The organism is Desulfitobacterium chlororespirans DSM 11544, from assembly GCF_900143285.1.
Lineage (GTDB): Bacteria > Bacillota > Desulfitobacteriia > Desulfitobacteriales > Desulfitobacteriaceae > Desulfitobacterium > Desulfitobacterium chlororespirans.
Window position 1 is genome coordinate 446,848 of sequence record NZ_FRDN01000003.1, and the last position, 16,907, is coordinate 463,754.

Consider the following 16,907-nt stretch of genomic DNA (forward strand, 5'->3'; position numbering starts at 1 on the left):
GACTGCACCTTAACTTAATAAATATGGCGGTTAAGCTTAACGTAAAGGCCACTGGCTACCAGAGGTCTTTACGTTTTTTTATGCTCTTCAAAAGTGCTAAGGTCCGGATAAAGATACTCTTCTTTATGCCTTATTTATGAAAGCCTGATTTATCAAAATAACATTTGAGTTTTTTGGAATAATAAAAGTCTGTAGATAAGTTAAGTACTGGTTTCTCTCCTGAAATCAGTCTCCATCAAATTGAACCAAAGGAGGGTATTAACTATGGCTCTAAATCGACGGGATTTTCTTAAGAAGGCATCCTTAGGCGCTGCCGTAATGGCCGGTTCCGGCTTCTTAGTTGGCTGTAACACCACCAATGTCACTCCCCCTGCCGCAACTCCTGACAAATGGGATATGGAGACAGACGTGGTCGTTGTCGGAGCAGGCAACGGCGGCTTAAGTGCGGGTGCCGCTGCTGCGGAAGAGGGAAAAAAGGTCATCATCTGCGAAATCAGTGGTTTCATCGGCGGTGGTTCCATTTATTCCGGCGGCGGGCTCCACACCTGGGGCACCAAAACCTGGGAGGAATACAAAGCTTACACGGAAGACTTGCACGACCCGGTCTTGGCTAAAACCTATGTGGAAACCTTCAGACAAACCTACATTCCCTGGCTGCAAAAAATCGGCATTCCCATCACCCCAGCCGGCGGGGATCGGGGTTATCTCAAGGACTACACCATGGGTTCCAGTGAGCAAGGCTATCTCAGGCAAAAAGCCTACTTCGATGCTTTGCAAAAATTCATCGAAGGCAAAGGCGGCCAAATCTCAACCAACACCCGGGTTCGTCAATTGGTTATCGACGAAAACGGTGCCGTTAACGGGGTTTACGCTCAGAAAAAGGGAGAGAATCCGATCTTTATTAAAGCCGGTGCTGTGGTCTTGGCTGCCGGAGGCTTCCAAGCCAACAAAGGCCTGACCTCCCAATACATAGGTCCCAATGGGGACACCGTCCGCACGATGGGAACTCCCTACAATACCGGAAGCGGCATGCTCATGGCTCAAGGTGTGGGAGCATTGACCGGAGGCAGCTTCTCCACCTTCTCCGGAACTTTGATCGGTCTTTCACCCAATCCTCAAACCGAAGAAAAGCCTGAGGAGTATGAAAAAGCCCGGGGCGGCGATCCGCAAACTCTTCCCGGTATCGGCAATGGCCGCCCACCGGCGCCAGGCTGGGTCTCCTTCCTTTTCCCAGAGGATACCACCGGCATTTTAGTCAATCTTCAAGGCAAGCGCTTTATGGATGAGACCTCACCCATCGATGCCAAGTATCCCCGGGTTCCCCAAACCATTATCAAGCAAAAACGCGGCATGGCTCTTATGATCGCCGACCAGGCCATCTTTGACAAAAACAAAAGCTCAGACGCCATTCTGAAAATGAATGAAAGTCAGGGCGTCAAGGTGATCAAAGGCAATACTCTGGATGAATTGGCCACGAAATTGCAGGATGCCTATGGTGTCTATAAAGGAACCTTGATCAAAACCATTAACGACTATAACACAGCTATTGGTAACGGTAGCGCGGCTCAGTTGGATGTTCCCAGAGTAGGAGGGCATTTTAAAGTTGCTGCCGGCCCCTTCTATGCCTTTCCCACAGGTGTCGCCATCTACCACACCTTTGGCGGTCTGGTTATCAACGAAAAGGCTCAGGTTCTCGATCTGCAGCGGCAGCCCATCGCGAATCTCTATGCCGCACCTCCTACTGCCGCCATGTTCCGGGAACCTTATGCAGGCGGAATCGCCTCGGCAGGAACCTTTGGCTATATTGCCGGTAAAGTGATTGCCAAAGGCTCAGTCTGATTCGCTCTAGTAACAGATAAGGTAACAAAAAATCCAAGCCGGTGTGCTTCTAACCAAAAGAGGTATCTTGCCTGATACACTTCTCTGTCAATAGAAAACAGGGCTTATCAGTTTTTGCTGATAATGCCCTGTTTTTTAGGCATCCAATACCTCTCTGCCGGAATTGGATTTCCCATTGAGCTTCGTATAGAGGGTCCTGCGATTGATTCCCAGCTGTTGGGCAGCCATACTTTGGTTCCCATCCACCAGCTCCAGGACATACTCGATGACCCTTCTCTCGGCCAATTCCAGCAAACCTTGGCGATGGGAGGTCGTCTGGACTGCCTCTGCCACTAATTTTTCCACAGTTCTTTTCCTATAAGCTTGCTGTATGCCCGAAGATAGATGCTCCAGCATGAGAGTCTCCCCATCCTCCAGCATAATGATCGCCCGCTCCATAGCATGCTCCAGTTCCCGGACATTGCCCCGCCAATAATATCTCTGCAGCGCATCGACGAACACTGGATCCATATTAATCTTACCCCGATCGTATTTTAGGGCAAGCTTCTTAATAAAATACTCGGCCAAAGCTGCAATGTCTTCCTTGCGCTGCCTTAAGGCCGGCAGTTCAATAATAAAGGTACTGATCCGGTAGAATAAATCCTCACGGAATAAACCATCATCGGCATGCTGCAGCAGATCGATCTTGGTGGCCGCCACGATGCGGACATCCACTTGGATTTCCTTGGTGCTGCCGATCTTCTGCACTTTCCCAGTGGAGAGCACACGCAGGAGTTTGATTTGATCCTTAAGGGGCATGCTTTCGATCTCATCCAGGAAGAGGGTTCCTCCTGAAGCCGCTTCTACCTTACCGATTCTGCCTCCCTTCAGAGCACCGGTAAAAGAGCCTTCTTCGTAACCGAACAACTCACTTTCCACCAGCTCCCCGGGGAGGGCCCCGCAGTTAATCGCCACGAAAGGTCCGTTGCAGCGAGGACTGGCACTATGCATGGCTTGAGCAAACATTTCCTTACCCGTGCCGCTCTCGCCATGAATCATAACCGGTACCGAAGTCCTGGCTACATTGGCGGCAACCTTTTTAGCTTCCTTAACGAGGACACTTTCCCCAATAATCTGATCAAAGGTAAACAACCCTTTGCCTTCCCCTTCCGGAGATGGGAAAATTCCAGGCTTTCTGCCCTCCAGCCTATCCTTAAGCAAAATAAGCTTATAATGTTTTTCATTATCCACCTGAATTTCTGCACAAGTAACTGCAGCTTCTTGCTTATCCCTAAAACCTGCTCCGACACCCAACCTTGCCAGCTGCTTGTTCAATTCTCCCTCTATATTGTTCTTGCGCCTAATCTTCAATAGTTCCAAAATTTTATTGTTATAAAGCTGAACCGTATCCCGCTCATCCACAAAGGCAACTCCGTGGGGCATACAATCAATAATCTTTTGCATATGCTTCTCATACCCATTGGTCAAGGGCAGGTACAAGCTGTCAAAAGCCTGGGCGATAAAGCTGATCATACTATAAGCATGAATGCAAAATCGGGGATCTTCAAATCCTAAACCCAAAGCTCCGATGACTTCATTCTTTTCATTATGAATCGGCGCCGAAACACCATGATTCTGAGTGTAGTTTTGACTGTACCGATAAGGGTGAACCAGCAGGATGGGCTGATTATAAAGTTTCGCAAGGCAACTGGCGGTGGTGCCTACGGTTTTCTCATTGCAATGTCCCAAGGAAGCATGACCGGACATTCCACCACTGCGAAACAGATGATAGTTTAAACCATCAACAGTATTAAGGTATAGAGTAAGACCATCCTGCTCCACGAGTTCCACGATCCGTTCAAAAAAGAACCCGTACTTGTTTAGCATTTCCTGCAATTTTTTATATTCTTTTCCTGAGGGATTGACCGGATGGGAGTCCGTTCCATAGGGATCGATCCCATAGCTTCTGCTCCGCTCCCATGATTCAATCACTTCGATGGGAATCATTTGCTTGTTAACCTTTTCCCCCGCTAAAAAGCGCTTCCACTCATCCTTAATCTTTGGGAAATATGCAGGATCAACGCCTTCCGCCCTCACTAACTTCAAGCAATCGCGCAACCTCATCTTTCTTCACTCCCCCCAGGCATCCTCTTTTCTACCTTCGCATAGTTTCCTGGCCCTATAACGGTTGTACCGCTCCTTATATTTCTTGATACCAGGTTATGAACTTCAAACAAAGAATAGCTATTTCTTTCACATGAACGCAGATATGCTTTAATTATACTAAATAGGACAATTAAGAACAAGAAGGGGGTAATAGGGCTATATTTTGAGTAAAAAATAAGCACTTATTCTAAAGTGGATAAAAAATCTCAAGCCAATTCATGGGGTGTTGACTGTTTTGAGCCGGAAGTCCTTGATAACACGAGCACAATTCAACTCTTTACTGTGCTGGCACGCTTTTTGCATTATAAAAGCCATATCACATCTCCTTCACGCCTGGGAAAAGACAAAAAAAATGCCAGGCGGATATGAAGAGATAATGCAAAAGAAAGCTCAAATAACAAGGAGGAAGAATTAACAATGAACAGAAGGGATTTTCTCAAAAAAGCTTCTTTAGGCGCTGCCGTAGTCGCAGGCTCCGGCTTCTTAGTAGGCTGCAACACCACCGATGCCACTGCTCCCGCTTCAGCCCCGGAGAAATGGGATATGGAGACCGATGTGGCTATCGTCGGCTCAGGTAATGGTGGATTAAGCGCCGGATGCGCTGTGGTCGAAGAAGGAAAAAAAGCCGTCATTTGCGAAATCGCCGGTTTTATCGGCGGCGGCTCCATCTATTCCGGCGGTGGTATCCATTGCTGGGGAGTTAATACCTGGGAAGAATATCGAAAGCATTTTGAAGACTTGCATGATCCAGTTCTCGGCAAGACCTATGTTGAAACCTTCAGACAGAGCTATATTCCCTGGCTCCAAAAGAATGGTTTCCCCATCACCCCTGCCGGCGGCACTCGCGGCCATAGCAAAGACTGGCTTATGGGCTCCGGTGAACCAGGTTATCTCAAGCAAAAATCCTATTTTGATGCTCTCCACAAATTCTTTGAAAGCAAAGGCGGCCAGGTTTTATTAAGCACCCGTGTCATGCGTCTGGTCATCGATGAAGCCGGTGAAGTCTGTGGGGTTCATGCCCTGAAAAATGACGGAACCCAGCTCTTTATCAAAGCCGGCGCCGTCATCCTCGCCGCCGGCGGCTTCCAGGCCAATAAAGGGCTCACTGCCCGCTATATGGGTCCCTACGGTGATTCTATCCGTACCATGGGTGTTCCTTACAACACAGGCAGCGGCATGCTCATGGCTCAAGGAGTCGGCGCTTTGACCGGCGGAAGCTTCTCCACCTTCTCCGGAACCCTCATCGGAATTTCTCCTAATCCTCAAACTGAGGAAAACCCTGCAGCCTGGGAAAAAGCCCGTGGCGGCGATCCTCAAAGCCTGCCTGGTATCGGTGATGGCCGCCCCCCCGCTATAGGTTGGGTCTCCTTCCTCTTCCCTGAAGACACAACAGGGTTATTGGTAAACCTTGAAGGAAAGCGTTTTATTGATGAATCCTCCCCAATCGATGCCAAATACCCAAGAGTTCCCCAATCCATCATCAAACAAAAACGTGGCATGGCCCTCATGATCGGTGACCAGGCTATCTATGATGCCAACAAGAGCTCTGAATCCATTATGAAAATGAATGAAGTCCAAGGCTGCCTGACGGTCAAAGGCGATACTCTCGAAGAATTGGCTGTTAAGCTGCAGGAAACCTATGGATTCTATAAAGGGGCATTCCTGAAAACCATCAGTGAATATAACAAAGCCATTGACAATGGAACGGCTGACCAGCTGGATGTTCCCCGTGTAGCCGGACACCATAAAATAGCCCAAGGACCTTTCTATGCCTTTCCGACGGGAACCTGCGCCTATCACACCTTCGGCGGTTTGGTCATTAACGAAAAAGCTCAAGTCCTCGATGTGCAAAGACAACCCATTAAAAACCTCTACGCAGCTCCCCCTACTGCAGCCATGTTCAAGGAGCCTTATGGCGGTGGTGTAGCTGCTGCAGGAACCTTCGGATATATTGCCGCCAAAGTCATCACCAAAGGGTCTGTGTAACTCAGCTCTTGACAGTAAAGCCAGGTCGATTCATGACCTGGCTTTTTTTACACTATTCCGACAAAATGCAGCAGGAAAATCCTGCTAAAAATAGAAGTAATAATCAACTGAAAAGTAAATGAGACATAGAAGGAGTTGGCGAGTTGTTTACGATACCAATTGTCTATGAGGATAATCATTTACTGGTCGTTGATAAACCACCCCATATCCTATCCCAGAAAGACAGCACCGGGGATATGGATATGCTCACCCTGCTCAAGCAGGATATCAAAATACGTTATAATAAGCCCGGCAATGTCTATTTAGGTCTGGTCCACCGTCTTGATCGCCCGGTGGGCGGAGTCATGATCTTTGCCAAGACTTCAAAATCGGCAGCGAGACTTTCCGAGCAAATCAGAAATCGGGAGTTTACCAAAACCTATTTAGCACTTATCCAAGGGCAGCCGGCGAAACCAAAAAGCACCTTAATTCACTATTTGGTCAAGGACGAAAAGTCAAATAAGGTATCCGCAGTGAAGAAAGGCGCACAAGGGGCAAAAGAGGCTATTTTAGACTATGAGGTAGTGCATAGCCAGGCTGACCTCAGCCTGGTGAAAGTCAATTTGCGCACAGGCAGACCTCATCAAATCCGGGTGCAATTTGCCCATCTGGGCCATCCTCTTTATGGAGATTATAAATACGGCAAGATAGTAAAGGCTTCTAAAACAGCCCTGATGAGACCACACCTTGGCCTTTGGTCTTATGAGATTTCTTGCCTGCACCCCATATCCAAGCGGCAAATGCATTTTAAGAGTTATCCCCATCAACACAAGCCCTGGAATCAATTTGAGCTGGATTTGTCATGACCAAAACAGCGGCACATCTTAAGCTCAGGATGGGAACACAAGCACCGTCCCTAGAATTTCTACTCTTAAGAAAGAAATATCTTTTCATAATCCAAATAAAGAAGGAAAGTTATAAACTGGTGTCGAAATACACAAATCGACAAATTATCTTGGTTGCGGGAGGAACTTTATGTCAGGCGAAATGAGCTGGGCGCCCTATGAGGAGGCCATTAAAAAAATCAGGTCGGTCATCGGAACTCGCATAAAAGGTAATGAGTCTAACGAAATCTCCGAAATTCATGTTCTGGCCAATTCAGAGCGTAACCCCAAACAAATCGTACGGGATGTCGAATCCGTACTGGCCGCTCAATTCGGCATAGAAATCGATCATAAAATAGTGAGTGTCGTGCAGCTGGAGCAGCAAGAAGATGAAGCAAGCTCTTCTCTCCATTTCCCCCCGAAAAGAACACAGATCCGCCCTAAACTCATCAGCATATCCTTACATACAAACAATATGATGGCCGAGGTGAAGGTGGAGCTCTCGATGGGAGATGAGACCTATGAAGGAATTGCTTCAGGCACCTCCACGACTTATAACAGACTGCGTCTTTTTGTGGATGCTACAGTCAATGCCTTATCAGGTTCCCTCATGGAAAAGCTTTTCTTTGCCACGGAAGATGTTATGATCACCCGTTTAGGAAAATATCAGGTGGCACAGGTCATCATCTGCTTGATGACCCCCCTGGGTGAACAGAACTTGGTTGGTTGCGCACTGGTCAAAAATGATGAGCGGGAAGCTATCGTCAAAGCGACCTTAGATGCCGTCAATCGAAAACTATGGTTCTATTAAATAAATTTGATTTTAAGCTATGTTGATTTTGACCGGCTTAACACCTACAGATTAGAATTTGTGAAATCGTTCTTTCCTAGTTGAGCGAAGCGGAAAAGAGCGAAGCGGTTACACCTTGATCTTTAATATAGATTAAAAGGGGGTCTACCGCATGAGCAAACTCTATAAAATCATTACTGTTCTTGTAACGCTTGTTCTCGCAGGCGGCGCAAGCTACAAGATCTAATCTAGGTTAAAGCCGGTCATTCAAGATGAGGAGAGCATGTTAAAAGAAAACTTCAAATTCTGCAGCTATTTTAACTTCATAGTTTTTTGTGCAACCCTCATTCTGATATGGAGCCTGTTAAGCACTCATTGGGAAATAGGCATGCTGTCCCAATTTCTGGTTTTTGCAGTATTAACCGTTGCCAGTGAGTGCTTGCCTGTAGCTCTGCCTAAGGGTGGCTATGTTACAGTAAGTTGTGCCGTCTTTGTCGCAGCAGCCATCTTATTTCCCATGGGAGTTATACTTCCCATAGCAACCTGTGGAGCACTGATTCTCTTTGGCAAAGCGGCTGAAGATCAGCCTTTATGGAAACGTTTTTTTAATGCCTCACAATTTATCATCTCCTTGGCCATGGCTAAAACTGTCCTTATTCAAGCCGGACTCACCGATTTTGCGGTGGATATAAGACATTTACCCATCTATCTCCTTGCCGCCTTTACGTACATGCTCTCCAATGTGACACTTGTCTCCATTGCCTTAGGAAAAATCAGCGAAAAATCCCCTTGGGCTATTTGGAAGGGCAATATCCGCTGGTCTGTGCCCAACTTTCTGGCCCTTGCTCCTCTGGGAGTCCTTATGGCCATGATTTATGTACGTTATGGCCCTTTAGGACTGATCATGCTTTCCGTACCCCTGCTGCTTGCCCGCCACTCCTTCCAGCTCTACATCGATATGCGGAAAAACTATCTTAACACGGTTACCGCCCTCGTCCAAGCTTTGGAGGCTAAAGATTCCTATACCAGCGGCCATTCCAGCCGTGTTGCCGAATGGTCTATTAAATTAGCTGAAGAAATGAACTTGCCGGAGGACCGGGTGGAGTTTATCAAGTACGCCGGAATTTTGCATGATGTAGGGAAAATCGGAGTCAGTGAAACTATTCTCAATAAAAAAGGCAAACTGGATGATGCGGAATGGAAATTTATCTGCAATCACCCCGTAATCGGTCAAAACATTATTCAGAGCATTGATTTTCTCTTTGATGTAGGATCTGCAGTGCGCTTTCATCATGAACGCTTCGATGGTGCAGGTTATCCCGACGGTATTAAGGGCAAGGATATTCCCCAGGAAAGTCGGATTATTGCTGTGGCCGATACTTATGACGCCATGACCTCAAGCAGAAGCTACCGGCAATCCCTTTCTTCCTCGGAAGCTATTGCCGAATTGCGGCGGGTTGCCGGAAGCCAATTGGACCCGGAAGTTGTCGAAGCCTTTTGCCGGGTTATTCAGAAGGAAAACCAGACAGAAAAACCTTCGCCCATAACAGACATGCCAATAGCCAACTAAGCGTTAGGGGGGAACGAGATGCTGCTTGAATCAATTATTTTGGCCATCCTGATCGGCCTTTTAGTTGGAGGAAAACTTAGTTCTTTATTTGATGTAAACCCTAAACGACTGGAGCTCTTATTTTTAGGAGCTCTTTTTCAACTTTTTGCCTTTTGGTCGGTCAAACTCCATCTTGGGTGGGAAAATCACTGGACTATACCTTTTTCTCACTCACTATCTTATTTATTGCTGATCGGCTTTACATTGAAAAATCGGTCCTATGGAGGCTTCTCTCTGGTTTCTCTGGGAATTGCCTTCAATGGGGTGGTCATTGTTCTTAATAGCGGACTAATGCCGGTTGACCCTGCTTATCTTCCTGAAGCAAGCCGACAACTTCTCCAAGCCGGAACAGGCACCCATGGAATCCTTACCGATTCAACGCGTTTAAACATACTGGCAGATATCTTGTTTATAAATATCCCGGTTTTGGGAAAGCAGCTCTTTAGTCTGGGGGATATTCTTATCGACCTGGGCATGGGGATCTTTATTATCATGCAGATGCGCCGATCGGAGAATAGGCCACAATAAAAAAAGATGACCTTGTCTTACAGCAAAAGTAGGATAAGGTCATCTTTTTTATTGACTTTCCCTAAGCTTTCCTAATCCAAAAGGTGGCAGGCCACCCAATGCCCCGGAGAAATCTCTTGCAGCTCCGGTGCTGTTTCTTTGCAGACAGGCATTTCCTTAAAACATCGGGAACAGAAGCGGCAGCCGGCGGGGGGGTTAATGGGGCTGGGCACATCCCCTTCCAAAATAATCCGCTGTTTTTTCTTCTCCGGATCAATGATCGGTATAGCGGAAAGCAAAGCCTGGGTATAAGGATGCAAAGGATTGGCGTACAGCTCCTTTTTGAGGGCTATTTCCACCAATTTCCCCAGATACATGACACCTACCCGGTCGCTGATATGCTTCACTACATTCAAACCATGGGCAATGAAAAGATAGGTCAGCCCGAATTCATCCTTCAGATCAGCCAAAAGATTGAGGACTTGGGCTTGAATGGACACATCCAAGGCCGAAACCGGCTCATCACAGACAATAAGCTTGGGCTCTACAGCCAAAGCCCGGGCAATTCCTACCCGCTGGCGCTGGCCTCCGGAAAATTCGTGGGGGTAGCGGTTTCTCTGATGCTGGGCCAGACCGACACAGTTCAAAAGGTAAGTGACACGTTCCTCCACTTTGTTGGCTGGCAATAACTTATTGATCACAATCGGCTCAGCAATGATATCCCCTACGGTCATCCGGGGATTTAAGGAAGCGTAAGGATCCTGGAAAATCATCTGAATATCCTTGCAATAGGCCCGGCGCTGGCTTTCCTTAAGCTTGGTGAGATCCTTGCCCTCAAAAATCATGTTGCCCTTTGTGGGGCTATAGAGGTTAACAATAATTTTACCCAGAGTGGTTTTCCCGCAACCGGATTCTCCCACCAAACCAAAAGCCTCTCCTTTATGAATGGTAAACGAGACATCGTCCACTGCCTTCAGCAAACTGCTGGATTTGCCGAGAAAATTGCTTACTACCGGAAAGTGCTTGGAGAGATTTTGAATTTCCATTAAAACGCTCATTGGACAGCCAATCCCCCTTCCTCAGCTTCTTCCTCAGCTTCTTCCTGAGCTTCTTCGTATAAAAAGCAGCGCACTTTGTGCCCGTCGATCTCCAGAAGTTCCGGGATTTCCCTGGTGCAGCGTTCCATAGATCGGTCACAGCGATCAGAAAAAGAGCATCCGGAAGGCATATTTAAAGGATTAGGCACCATGCCCTTGATCATATACAAGCGCTCCTCGCTGTCATCATCGATCTGAGGGATGGAATTGAGCAGCCCTACCGTATAGGGGTGGAGAGGGTTTTTAAATAACGTCTTCACATCAGCCTCTTCCACGATTTTTCCGCAATACATGACGATGACCCGGTCTGCTGCTTCCGAAACAACACCCAGGTCATGGGTGATCAGCAAAACCGCCATATTGAATTTTTCCCGCATATGATAAAGGAGATCGAGAATCTGAGCCTGAATGGTGACATCGAGAGCTGTGGTCGGTTCGTCGGCGATCAGTAGCTGGGGCTCACAGGACAAGGCCATGGCGATCATGACTCTCTGACGCATTCCCCCGCTCATTTGGTGGGGATAATCATCAGCACGTCGGGCCGCCGAGGGTATGCCCACCATGTCCAGCAACTCAATGGTTCTGGCCAGAGCCTCTTTTTTGCTGATCTTTTTATGGATCATCAGGCTTTCCATAATCTGATCCTTAATCCTTTGGACTGGATTCAAAGAGGTCATGGGTTCCTGAAAGATCATGGAGATTTTGTTGCCCCGAATATCCTGCAGCTCCTTCTTGTTCATCCGGGTCAGGTTTTGGGAGTCAAACAGAATATCTCCGCCGGCAATTTTGCCGGGGTTCTGTAGAAGCCCCATAATGGACAGGGAGGTCACGCTTTTACCGGAGCCCGATTCCCCGACAATAGCCAGAATTTCACCTTTATCTACTGAAAAACTGATGTCATCAACGGCTCTCACCGTACCGCGTTTCAGTTTAAATTCCGTTTTTAAATTGTTTACTTCCAATAACATTGTACTCATACCCCTATTTTATTCTGGATTTTGGATCAAGAGCATCACGAAGCCCGTCACCCAGTAAATTAAAGGCCAAAACCGTAATCGTGATGGCAATGCCCGGGAAAATCAAGGTATAGGGTGCGGTAAAAATGAAACCTCTGGCCCTTCCTAACATATCTCCCCATTCAGCAAAGGGCGGTTGGACACCCAGGCCTAAAAAGCCAAGGGCCGCAGTATCCAGCACAGCCGTGGAAATTCCCAAGGTGGCCCGCACGACGATGAGGGATACGATATTGGGCAGGATATGCTTGAAGATAATACGACTGTCCCTGTTGCCAATCACCTTGGCCGCCTGCACATAGTCACTCTCTTTGATAGAAAGAATACTGCCCCGGACGATGCGGGCATACTCCGGAATGGACACCAATCCAATGGCTATGACCGCTTTATCCAGGCCCTTACCCAGAGCGGCCATGAAAGCAATGGCCAACAGGATGGAGGGGATAGCCAGGATCATATCCATGAATCTCATGATGATCGTATCTGTTCTGCCGCCGCGATAGCCGGCGATGGCTCCCAGGACAACACCGACGGTGAGTGAGATGGAAACTGCCGCAACTCCGACAAAGAGAGAAATCTTCGTTCCATCCATGACTCTGCTGAACATGTCTCTGCCCAACTGGTCGGTGCCGAACCAGTGCTCGGCATTAGGATGAGTAAAGCTTTTGGACATATCGGAATAGTTGGGGTCATAGGGCAAAACCTGGATGCCCAGAAGGTTGCCCACCCAGACCACGAGAGAGATAAGAACCAGCATGATGATGATACATAAGCCGACCACTGCGGCCTTATTCTGCTTGAGTGTATCCCACATTTCCTTCAGCTGCGACTCCGGTTTTTCCACGTATTCAGCAGCCTGCAGAGTGTTATCTGAGCTTGAAACATTGGTATTTTTCATACAAGCTACCTCCTACTTGGAATATTTAATACGTGGATCTAAAAAGGCATAGATCACGTCGACCAGCAAATTCATCATTACAAAAACCGTGGCAATCAGCAGTACAACTCCCTGCACCACCGGAAAATCAGACTTAAGGATGCAGGCTACGGTATAGGAACCGATACCCGGCCAGGAGAAGACGGTTTCTGTCAGCACTGCTCCGCCGAGCAGACTCCCCAATTGGAGACCGATCACTGTAACGATAGGTATCAGACCATTGCGGAAAGCATGCTTTCGTATAACCTTCCCCTCAGATACCCCCTTAGCTCTTGCAGTGCGGATATAATCCTGCTGCAGGGTGTCCAGCATGCTGGAACGGGTCATGCGGGTAATGATGGCCATGGAGTACATGGCAAGGGCCATACCCGGTAAGATCAAATGCTGGAAAGCATCGGCAAAAGCCTCCAGGTCTCCGGCAATCAGACTGTCGATAAGATAAAATCCTGTAACACTCATCGGCCTCAGCAGCGGATCAATCCTGCCGCTGGAAGGAAGCCAATGGAGAGTCCCGGAAAAAAGAATAATCAGCAGGATTCCCAACCAAAAGATGGGCATGGATACCCCCACCAGGGCCAGGAACATACCTGCATTATCAAACAAGGAGTTCTTTTTCACCGCGGAAATAATACCAATAATGATTCCGAATACAGAAGCAATAATAATAGCGAACAAGGCCAATTCAATAGTGGCCGGAAAACGGGACATAATTTCCTCAATGACCGGTGCCTTAGTATAATAGGATGTTCCAAAGTTGCCTTGCAGAGCACCTGTAATAAAATGAAGATATTGAAGGGGAATGGGGTCGTTTAAGCCGTTGGCCTGCCTCCAAACATCCACTGTCTCCTGAGTCGCATGCTGCCCTAGGACAATGGGTGCAGGATCGGGTGAAAAAACACGCATTATCAGGAACACAATAATGGATACACCTATCAATACTGGAATTAACATTAAGATTCGTTTAATGATATATTTTAGCATCTCCAACACCCTTCGGCTCTAAAGATTATAGAAAATCCGGCTTTGCTTAAAAACACCAGGGGGATTAGTTCAGTGTGAAAAAGCAAAACCGGGAACCGGTAAAGATACCGGTTCTCGGCAGCCTACTTTTTGCTATTGTTTGGATACTCCGGCAAATGGAGTAACACCGGTTACATGATATAAGAAGTTTTGAACATTGGGTCTGTACGCAGCGAGGGTCTGAGCATGGGAAATAGGGAGCCATGCTGCGTCTGCAGCTGCGATCTTTTCCAGTTCGGTATAAATCTTATCGCGCTCCGGGCCTGCAGGAGCTTTAATACCTTCTTTAATCAGGTTGTTAAATTCAGGGTTAGCATAGCGGGCTACGTTCATGGTCGGGTCTTCATGAGCCAGCAGATACATAAAGTTGTCCGGATCTCCGTTATCTCCGATCCAACCATAGAAACAGATATCATAATCTCCTGCCTTAACTTTCTCTTTATAGGTGGTCCAGTCAAAGGAGTCGATGGTCGCGGTTACACCAACTTTAGAAAGGTAACCTTGAATTGCTTCAGCCAAGGCCTGACCGGTAGCAGCATTATAAGGTCTGGGGTTGGTATAGGTGATGATATGAACATTTGTTATGCCGGCAGCCTTGAGGGCTTCCGCAGATGCAGCAGGGTCATAGGCAGCTTGAGTGATGCTCTTGTCATACCCTTCCATAAAGGTAGGCAGAATGGAGGTTGCCGTCTCGGAATAACCTTGATAGAGGCTGTCAACTAATTCCGGAACATTAATAGCTTGAGAAACAGCTTTGCGGGCTTTAGCATCATTAAAAGGTGCTCTTGAAGTGTTATAAGCCATGTAATTGACATTCATGCCGGGAGCTTGGAAGACTTTATTCCCTGCACCGGTGATTTGCTCAACGACTGTAGCATCGATGCCATCGATCATATCGGCTTCGCCATTATTTAAGGCAACCACACGGGCTGAGTTATCTTTGATGAATTTGAAGATGACATTCTTGGTCAACGCTTTTTCGCCCCAGTATTCATCATTGCGAACCAGCACAATGTTTTCATCCTTAGCCCAGCTTACAAATTTGTATGGGCCTGTGCCTACAGGATCTTGGTTCACGTTGTTATTTTTCTCCTGTAAAGCCTTAGGGCTGACCATAGGAGCACTCATAACCATAGCCAGGTTATTGAGGAAAGGAGTACTGGGATCTGTTAAGTTAATTTTAACAGTGTTGGTATCCACAACTTCTACATTTTTTACCGATCCATAAACAAAGGAACCATACGCCATATCAGGAGTGGCCTGAGGCGGAATTTGACGGTCGATATTGAACTTCACAGCTTCGGCATTGAAGTCTGTTCCGTCATGGAACTTGACGCCCTCTTGAAGATAGAAAGTGTACGAAAGGCCATCTTCACTTACATCCCACTTTTTAGCCAAAGAAGGTTCAACCTTTGTTGAATCCTTATTGTACTGCAGGAGGCCTTCATAAATATTGATCATGACCTTTGCCGATTCTCCATCATCGACAAGGGCTGGGTCCAGTCCTCTGGGCTCGGCACCCTGAGCATAGATTAATGTTTCTTTTGCTTTGTCCACTTTTTCTCCTGAGTCAGGGCTCCCTGTACTTTTGCTGCCTCCACCGCAACCGGCGATAGAAACGCTGACCAAAAGCGCCGTCAAGGCAAGGGCAATAAACCGTTTTCCTTTTTTCAACTTTCTTCTCCCCTTTGTTATATATTAGTTAACCTTATTTTATTCTATCACTCAATAGGATTCTGTCAATAATCTAAATCTTTTCTAGATTATAAAACTTTTAGGCAGATCTAAGGAATATTCAGTTAAGATATGATATTTCTTAAGTATTTGAAAAAACAGGTGCAGATCTCAGGAATTATCAGCGCTTCTTGGTACGATTTAAATTCTTCTAAGAACAAATCGGCTGGGCCAGGTTATGCTGGACATGGAAAATCTCCCGCAAAGGTGAACTTTGCGGGAGATTGGTAAAATAACCTGAACAGAATGAGCAATTTGTTTCTCCTAATGGTTAAGCTGTTCCGCCTGGGGAATCAGGACCTTATACATTTCCGGGGGAATACTGGTTTCCCAATGTCCCGTGAACTTTGCCAACCCAACCACCATAAACCAGACCACGATAAGGGCAATAGCCGTCCTTTTGGGGTCGAAGGCCAGTCTTTTCCCACCGGATGAAGGTGAACTGAATGCTAAGGTTCCTTTAACTGGACAACTTTTGACACAGTTCAGACACCCGGAGCACTCCGGTGACCAAATATCTTTTGCTTCAGCTACTTTGAGTTGATTAGGGCAGACAGCCGTACATTTTTGGCAGGAGATGCATGTATCCCCATTTCTACGGATCTTCCAAGGGCTGAAGATACTGAGCAAGCTCATCAGCGCACCATAGGGACAAAGATATCTGCACCAGAAGTTCTGGATAACTACCGAAAGCAAAGCAAGAACTGCAATAACGGTCATGCCCGTCACGGTAAGGTTTTTAAAAAAATCCAGCATTTTAACATCAGCGATCATATTATAAGGAGTCTGCAGAAAACCATAGGCACTGGGGCCATCCATGAAGATCAGGATAAAGACCAGGAAAAAGCTGAGAAGAATATATTTCAGAGAACGCAAAGGGTAATCCAGCCAACGGGGCGGAACAAAATTCCTGCCCCAAAGCTTCCGGCCGACGATAGCCAATCCCTCGGATAAGGTGCCAATGGGACAGATCCAAGAGCAGAAGCTTCGTTTGAATACAAGGGAAAGGGCCATAGCCAAGAGTAGGATGACAAGTCCCGCAGGATGGATAATATCAAATATCCCTGTGTACAGCCAGGATTTCAGAGCCACCAAGGCACTGATGGGCAGAAAAGCTTCTACTCCGGCCGGACGGTGAACCAGCAAGGTGGCATTAGGATCGGCATAAGAGTTGACAAAGCGAATAAATTGAATGCCGATCAGCAAAATAATCAACCCAAATAAAAACTGCACCGCCCTCCGCTTCAGGGGTGCCCGGTCTTGATTGAGCAGATTCAATCTGCTTTTTTCCTCTTTTTTAATATTCATACCGTCCATCCTTCTTGCACCATCTTTACTCATCTTTTTGGCATACATCTTATTTTACT

13 protein-coding genes are annotated in these 16,907 nt (G+C 47.0%); 6 read left to right on the top strand and 7 right to left on the bottom strand.

The features are described 5' to 3' along the window. Positions 1 to 264 precede the first annotated feature (264 nt). Complete coding sequence (locus BUA14_RS01925; protein ID WP_072771028.1) at positions 265 to 1,839, top strand: FAD-binding protein; 1,575 nt, start codon at positions 265 to 267, stop codon at positions 1,837 to 1,839. A gap of 135 nt (positions 1,840 to 1,974) precedes the next feature. Here BUA14_RS01925 and BUA14_RS01930 read toward each other — a convergent pair whose 3' ends face one another. Then, the gene (locus tag BUA14_RS01930; protein WP_072771029.1) at positions 1,975 to 3,942 is read right to left on the bottom strand and encodes a sigma-54 interaction domain-containing protein; all 1,968 of its coding nucleotides are present in this window, start codon (positions 3,940 to 3,942) and stop codon (positions 1,975 to 1,977) included. A 459-nt stretch (positions 3,943 to 4,401) separates the two neighbouring features. Between BUA14_RS01930 and BUA14_RS01935 the strand changes: the two genes are divergently transcribed. The 5 genes from BUA14_RS01935 to BUA14_RS01960 all read left to right on the top strand — a co-directional run bounded on the left by BUA14_RS01935 (position 4,402) and on the right by BUA14_RS01960 (position 9,760). After that, on the top strand, positions 4,402 to 5,970 hold the full coding sequence (locus tag BUA14_RS01935; RefSeq protein WP_072771030.1) for an FAD-dependent oxidoreductase: 1,569 nt from the start codon (positions 4,402 to 4,404) through the stop codon (positions 5,968 to 5,970). A gap of 143 nt (positions 5,971 to 6,113) precedes the next feature. Then, the gene (locus BUA14_RS01940; protein ID WP_072771031.1) at positions 6,114 to 6,815 is read left to right on the top strand and encodes an RluA family pseudouridine synthase; all 702 of its coding nucleotides are present in this window, start codon (positions 6,114 to 6,116) and stop codon (positions 6,813 to 6,815) included. A 169-nt stretch (positions 6,816 to 6,984) separates the two neighbouring features. Beyond that, positions 6,985 to 7,644, top strand: a complete 660-nt coding sequence (locus BUA14_RS01950; RefSeq protein WP_072771033.1) for a hypothetical protein — start codon at positions 6,985 to 6,987, stop codon at positions 7,642 to 7,644. A 262-nt stretch (positions 7,645 to 7,906) separates the two neighbouring features. Continuing rightward, on the top strand, positions 7,907 to 9,193 hold the full coding sequence (locus BUA14_RS01955) for an HD-GYP domain-containing protein (RefSeq protein WP_072771034.1): 1,287 nt from the start codon (positions 7,907 to 7,909) through the stop codon (positions 9,191 to 9,193). A gap of 18 nt (positions 9,194 to 9,211) precedes the next feature. Continuing rightward, the gene (locus BUA14_RS01960; RefSeq protein WP_072771035.1) at positions 9,212 to 9,760 is read left to right on the top strand and encodes a DUF5317 domain-containing protein; all 549 of its coding nucleotides are present in this window, start codon (positions 9,212 to 9,214) and stop codon (positions 9,758 to 9,760) included. A 71-nt stretch (positions 9,761 to 9,831) separates the two neighbouring features. On the opposite strand, the gene BUA14_RS01965 is transcribed toward BUA14_RS01960, so the two are convergent. From BUA14_RS01965 to BUA14_RS01990, 6 genes are all read right to left on the bottom strand, one after another. Continuing rightward, positions 9,832 to 10,797, bottom strand: coding sequence for an ABC transporter ATP-binding protein (locus BUA14_RS01965; RefSeq protein ID WP_072771036.1), 966 nt, complete (start codon positions 10,795 to 10,797; stop codon positions 9,832 to 9,834). Further along, positions 10,794 to 11,804: an ABC transporter ATP-binding protein gene (locus BUA14_RS01970; RefSeq protein ID WP_072771037.1), complete on the bottom strand. Its 1,011-nt coding sequence runs from the start codon at positions 11,802 to 11,804 to the stop codon at positions 10,794 to 10,796. Before BUA14_RS01970 ends, BUA14_RS01965 begins: the two co-directional genes overlap by 4 nt. Positions 11,805 to 11,817: 13 nt before the next feature. After that, a complete protein-coding gene (locus tag BUA14_RS01975; protein ID WP_072771038.1) occupies positions 11,818 to 12,747 on the bottom strand; it encodes an ABC transporter permease in 930 nt (309 codons plus the stop codon). A 12-nt stretch (positions 12,748 to 12,759) separates the two neighbouring features. Beyond that, positions 12,760 to 13,767 carry an ABC transporter permease gene (locus BUA14_RS01980; RefSeq protein ID WP_072771039.1) on the bottom strand — a complete coding sequence of 336 codons (1,008 nt, stop codon included), beginning with the start codon at positions 13,765 to 13,767 and terminating at the stop codon, positions 12,760 to 12,762. A gap of 132 nt (positions 13,768 to 13,899) precedes the next feature. Then, positions 13,900 to 15,480: an ABC transporter substrate-binding protein gene (locus BUA14_RS01985; RefSeq protein WP_072771040.1), complete on the bottom strand. Its 1,581-nt coding sequence runs from the start codon at positions 15,478 to 15,480 to the stop codon at positions 13,900 to 13,902. A gap of 324 nt (positions 15,481 to 15,804) precedes the next feature. Next, positions 15,805 to 16,848, bottom strand: coding sequence for a 4Fe-4S binding protein (locus BUA14_RS01990; protein ID WP_143153411.1), 1,044 nt, complete (start codon positions 16,846 to 16,848; stop codon positions 15,805 to 15,807). Positions 16,849 to 16,907 lie beyond the last annotated feature (59 nt).

Bases quoted from the DNA above. Each gene is read 5' to 3' on its own strand.
- BUA14_RS01960 (WP_072771035.1), top strand. From the start codon at position 9,212: ATGCTGCTTGAATCAATTATTTTGGCCATCCTGATCGGCCTTTTAGTT.
- BUA14_RS01975 (WP_072771038.1), bottom strand. From the start codon at position 12,747: ATGAAAAATACCAATGTTTCAAGCTCAGATAACACTCTGCAGGCTGCT.
- BUA14_RS01965 (WP_072771036.1), bottom strand. From the start codon at position 10,797: ATGAGCGTTTTAATGGAAATTCAAAATCTCTCCAAGCACTTTCCGGTA.
- BUA14_RS01950 (WP_072771033.1), top strand. From the start codon at position 6,985: ATGTCAGGCGAAATGAGCTGGGCGCCCTATGAGGAGGCCATTAAAAAA.
- BUA14_RS01970 (WP_072771037.1), bottom strand. From the start codon at position 11,804: ATGTTATTGGAAGTAAACAATTTAAAAACGGAATTTAAACTGAAACGC.
- BUA14_RS01930 (WP_072771029.1), bottom strand. From the start codon at position 3,942: ATGAGGTTGCGCGATTGCTTGAAGTTAGTGAGGGCGGAAGGCGTTGAT.
- BUA14_RS01925 (WP_072771028.1), top strand. From the start codon at position 265: ATGGCTCTAAATCGACGGGATTTTCTTAAGAAGGCATCCTTAGGCGCT.
- BUA14_RS01935 (WP_072771030.1), top strand. From the start codon at position 4,402: ATGAACAGAAGGGATTTTCTCAAAAAAGCTTCTTTAGGCGCTGCCGTA.
- BUA14_RS01955 (WP_072771034.1), top strand. From the start codon at position 7,907: ATGTTAAAAGAAAACTTCAAATTCTGCAGCTATTTTAACTTCATAGTT.
- BUA14_RS01980 (WP_072771039.1), bottom strand. From the start codon at position 13,767: ATGCTAAAATATATCATTAAACGAATCTTAATGTTAATTCCAGTATTG.
- BUA14_RS01990 (WP_143153411.1), bottom strand. From the start codon at position 16,848: ATGAATATTAAAAAAGAGGAAAAAAGCAGATTGAATCTGCTCAATCAA.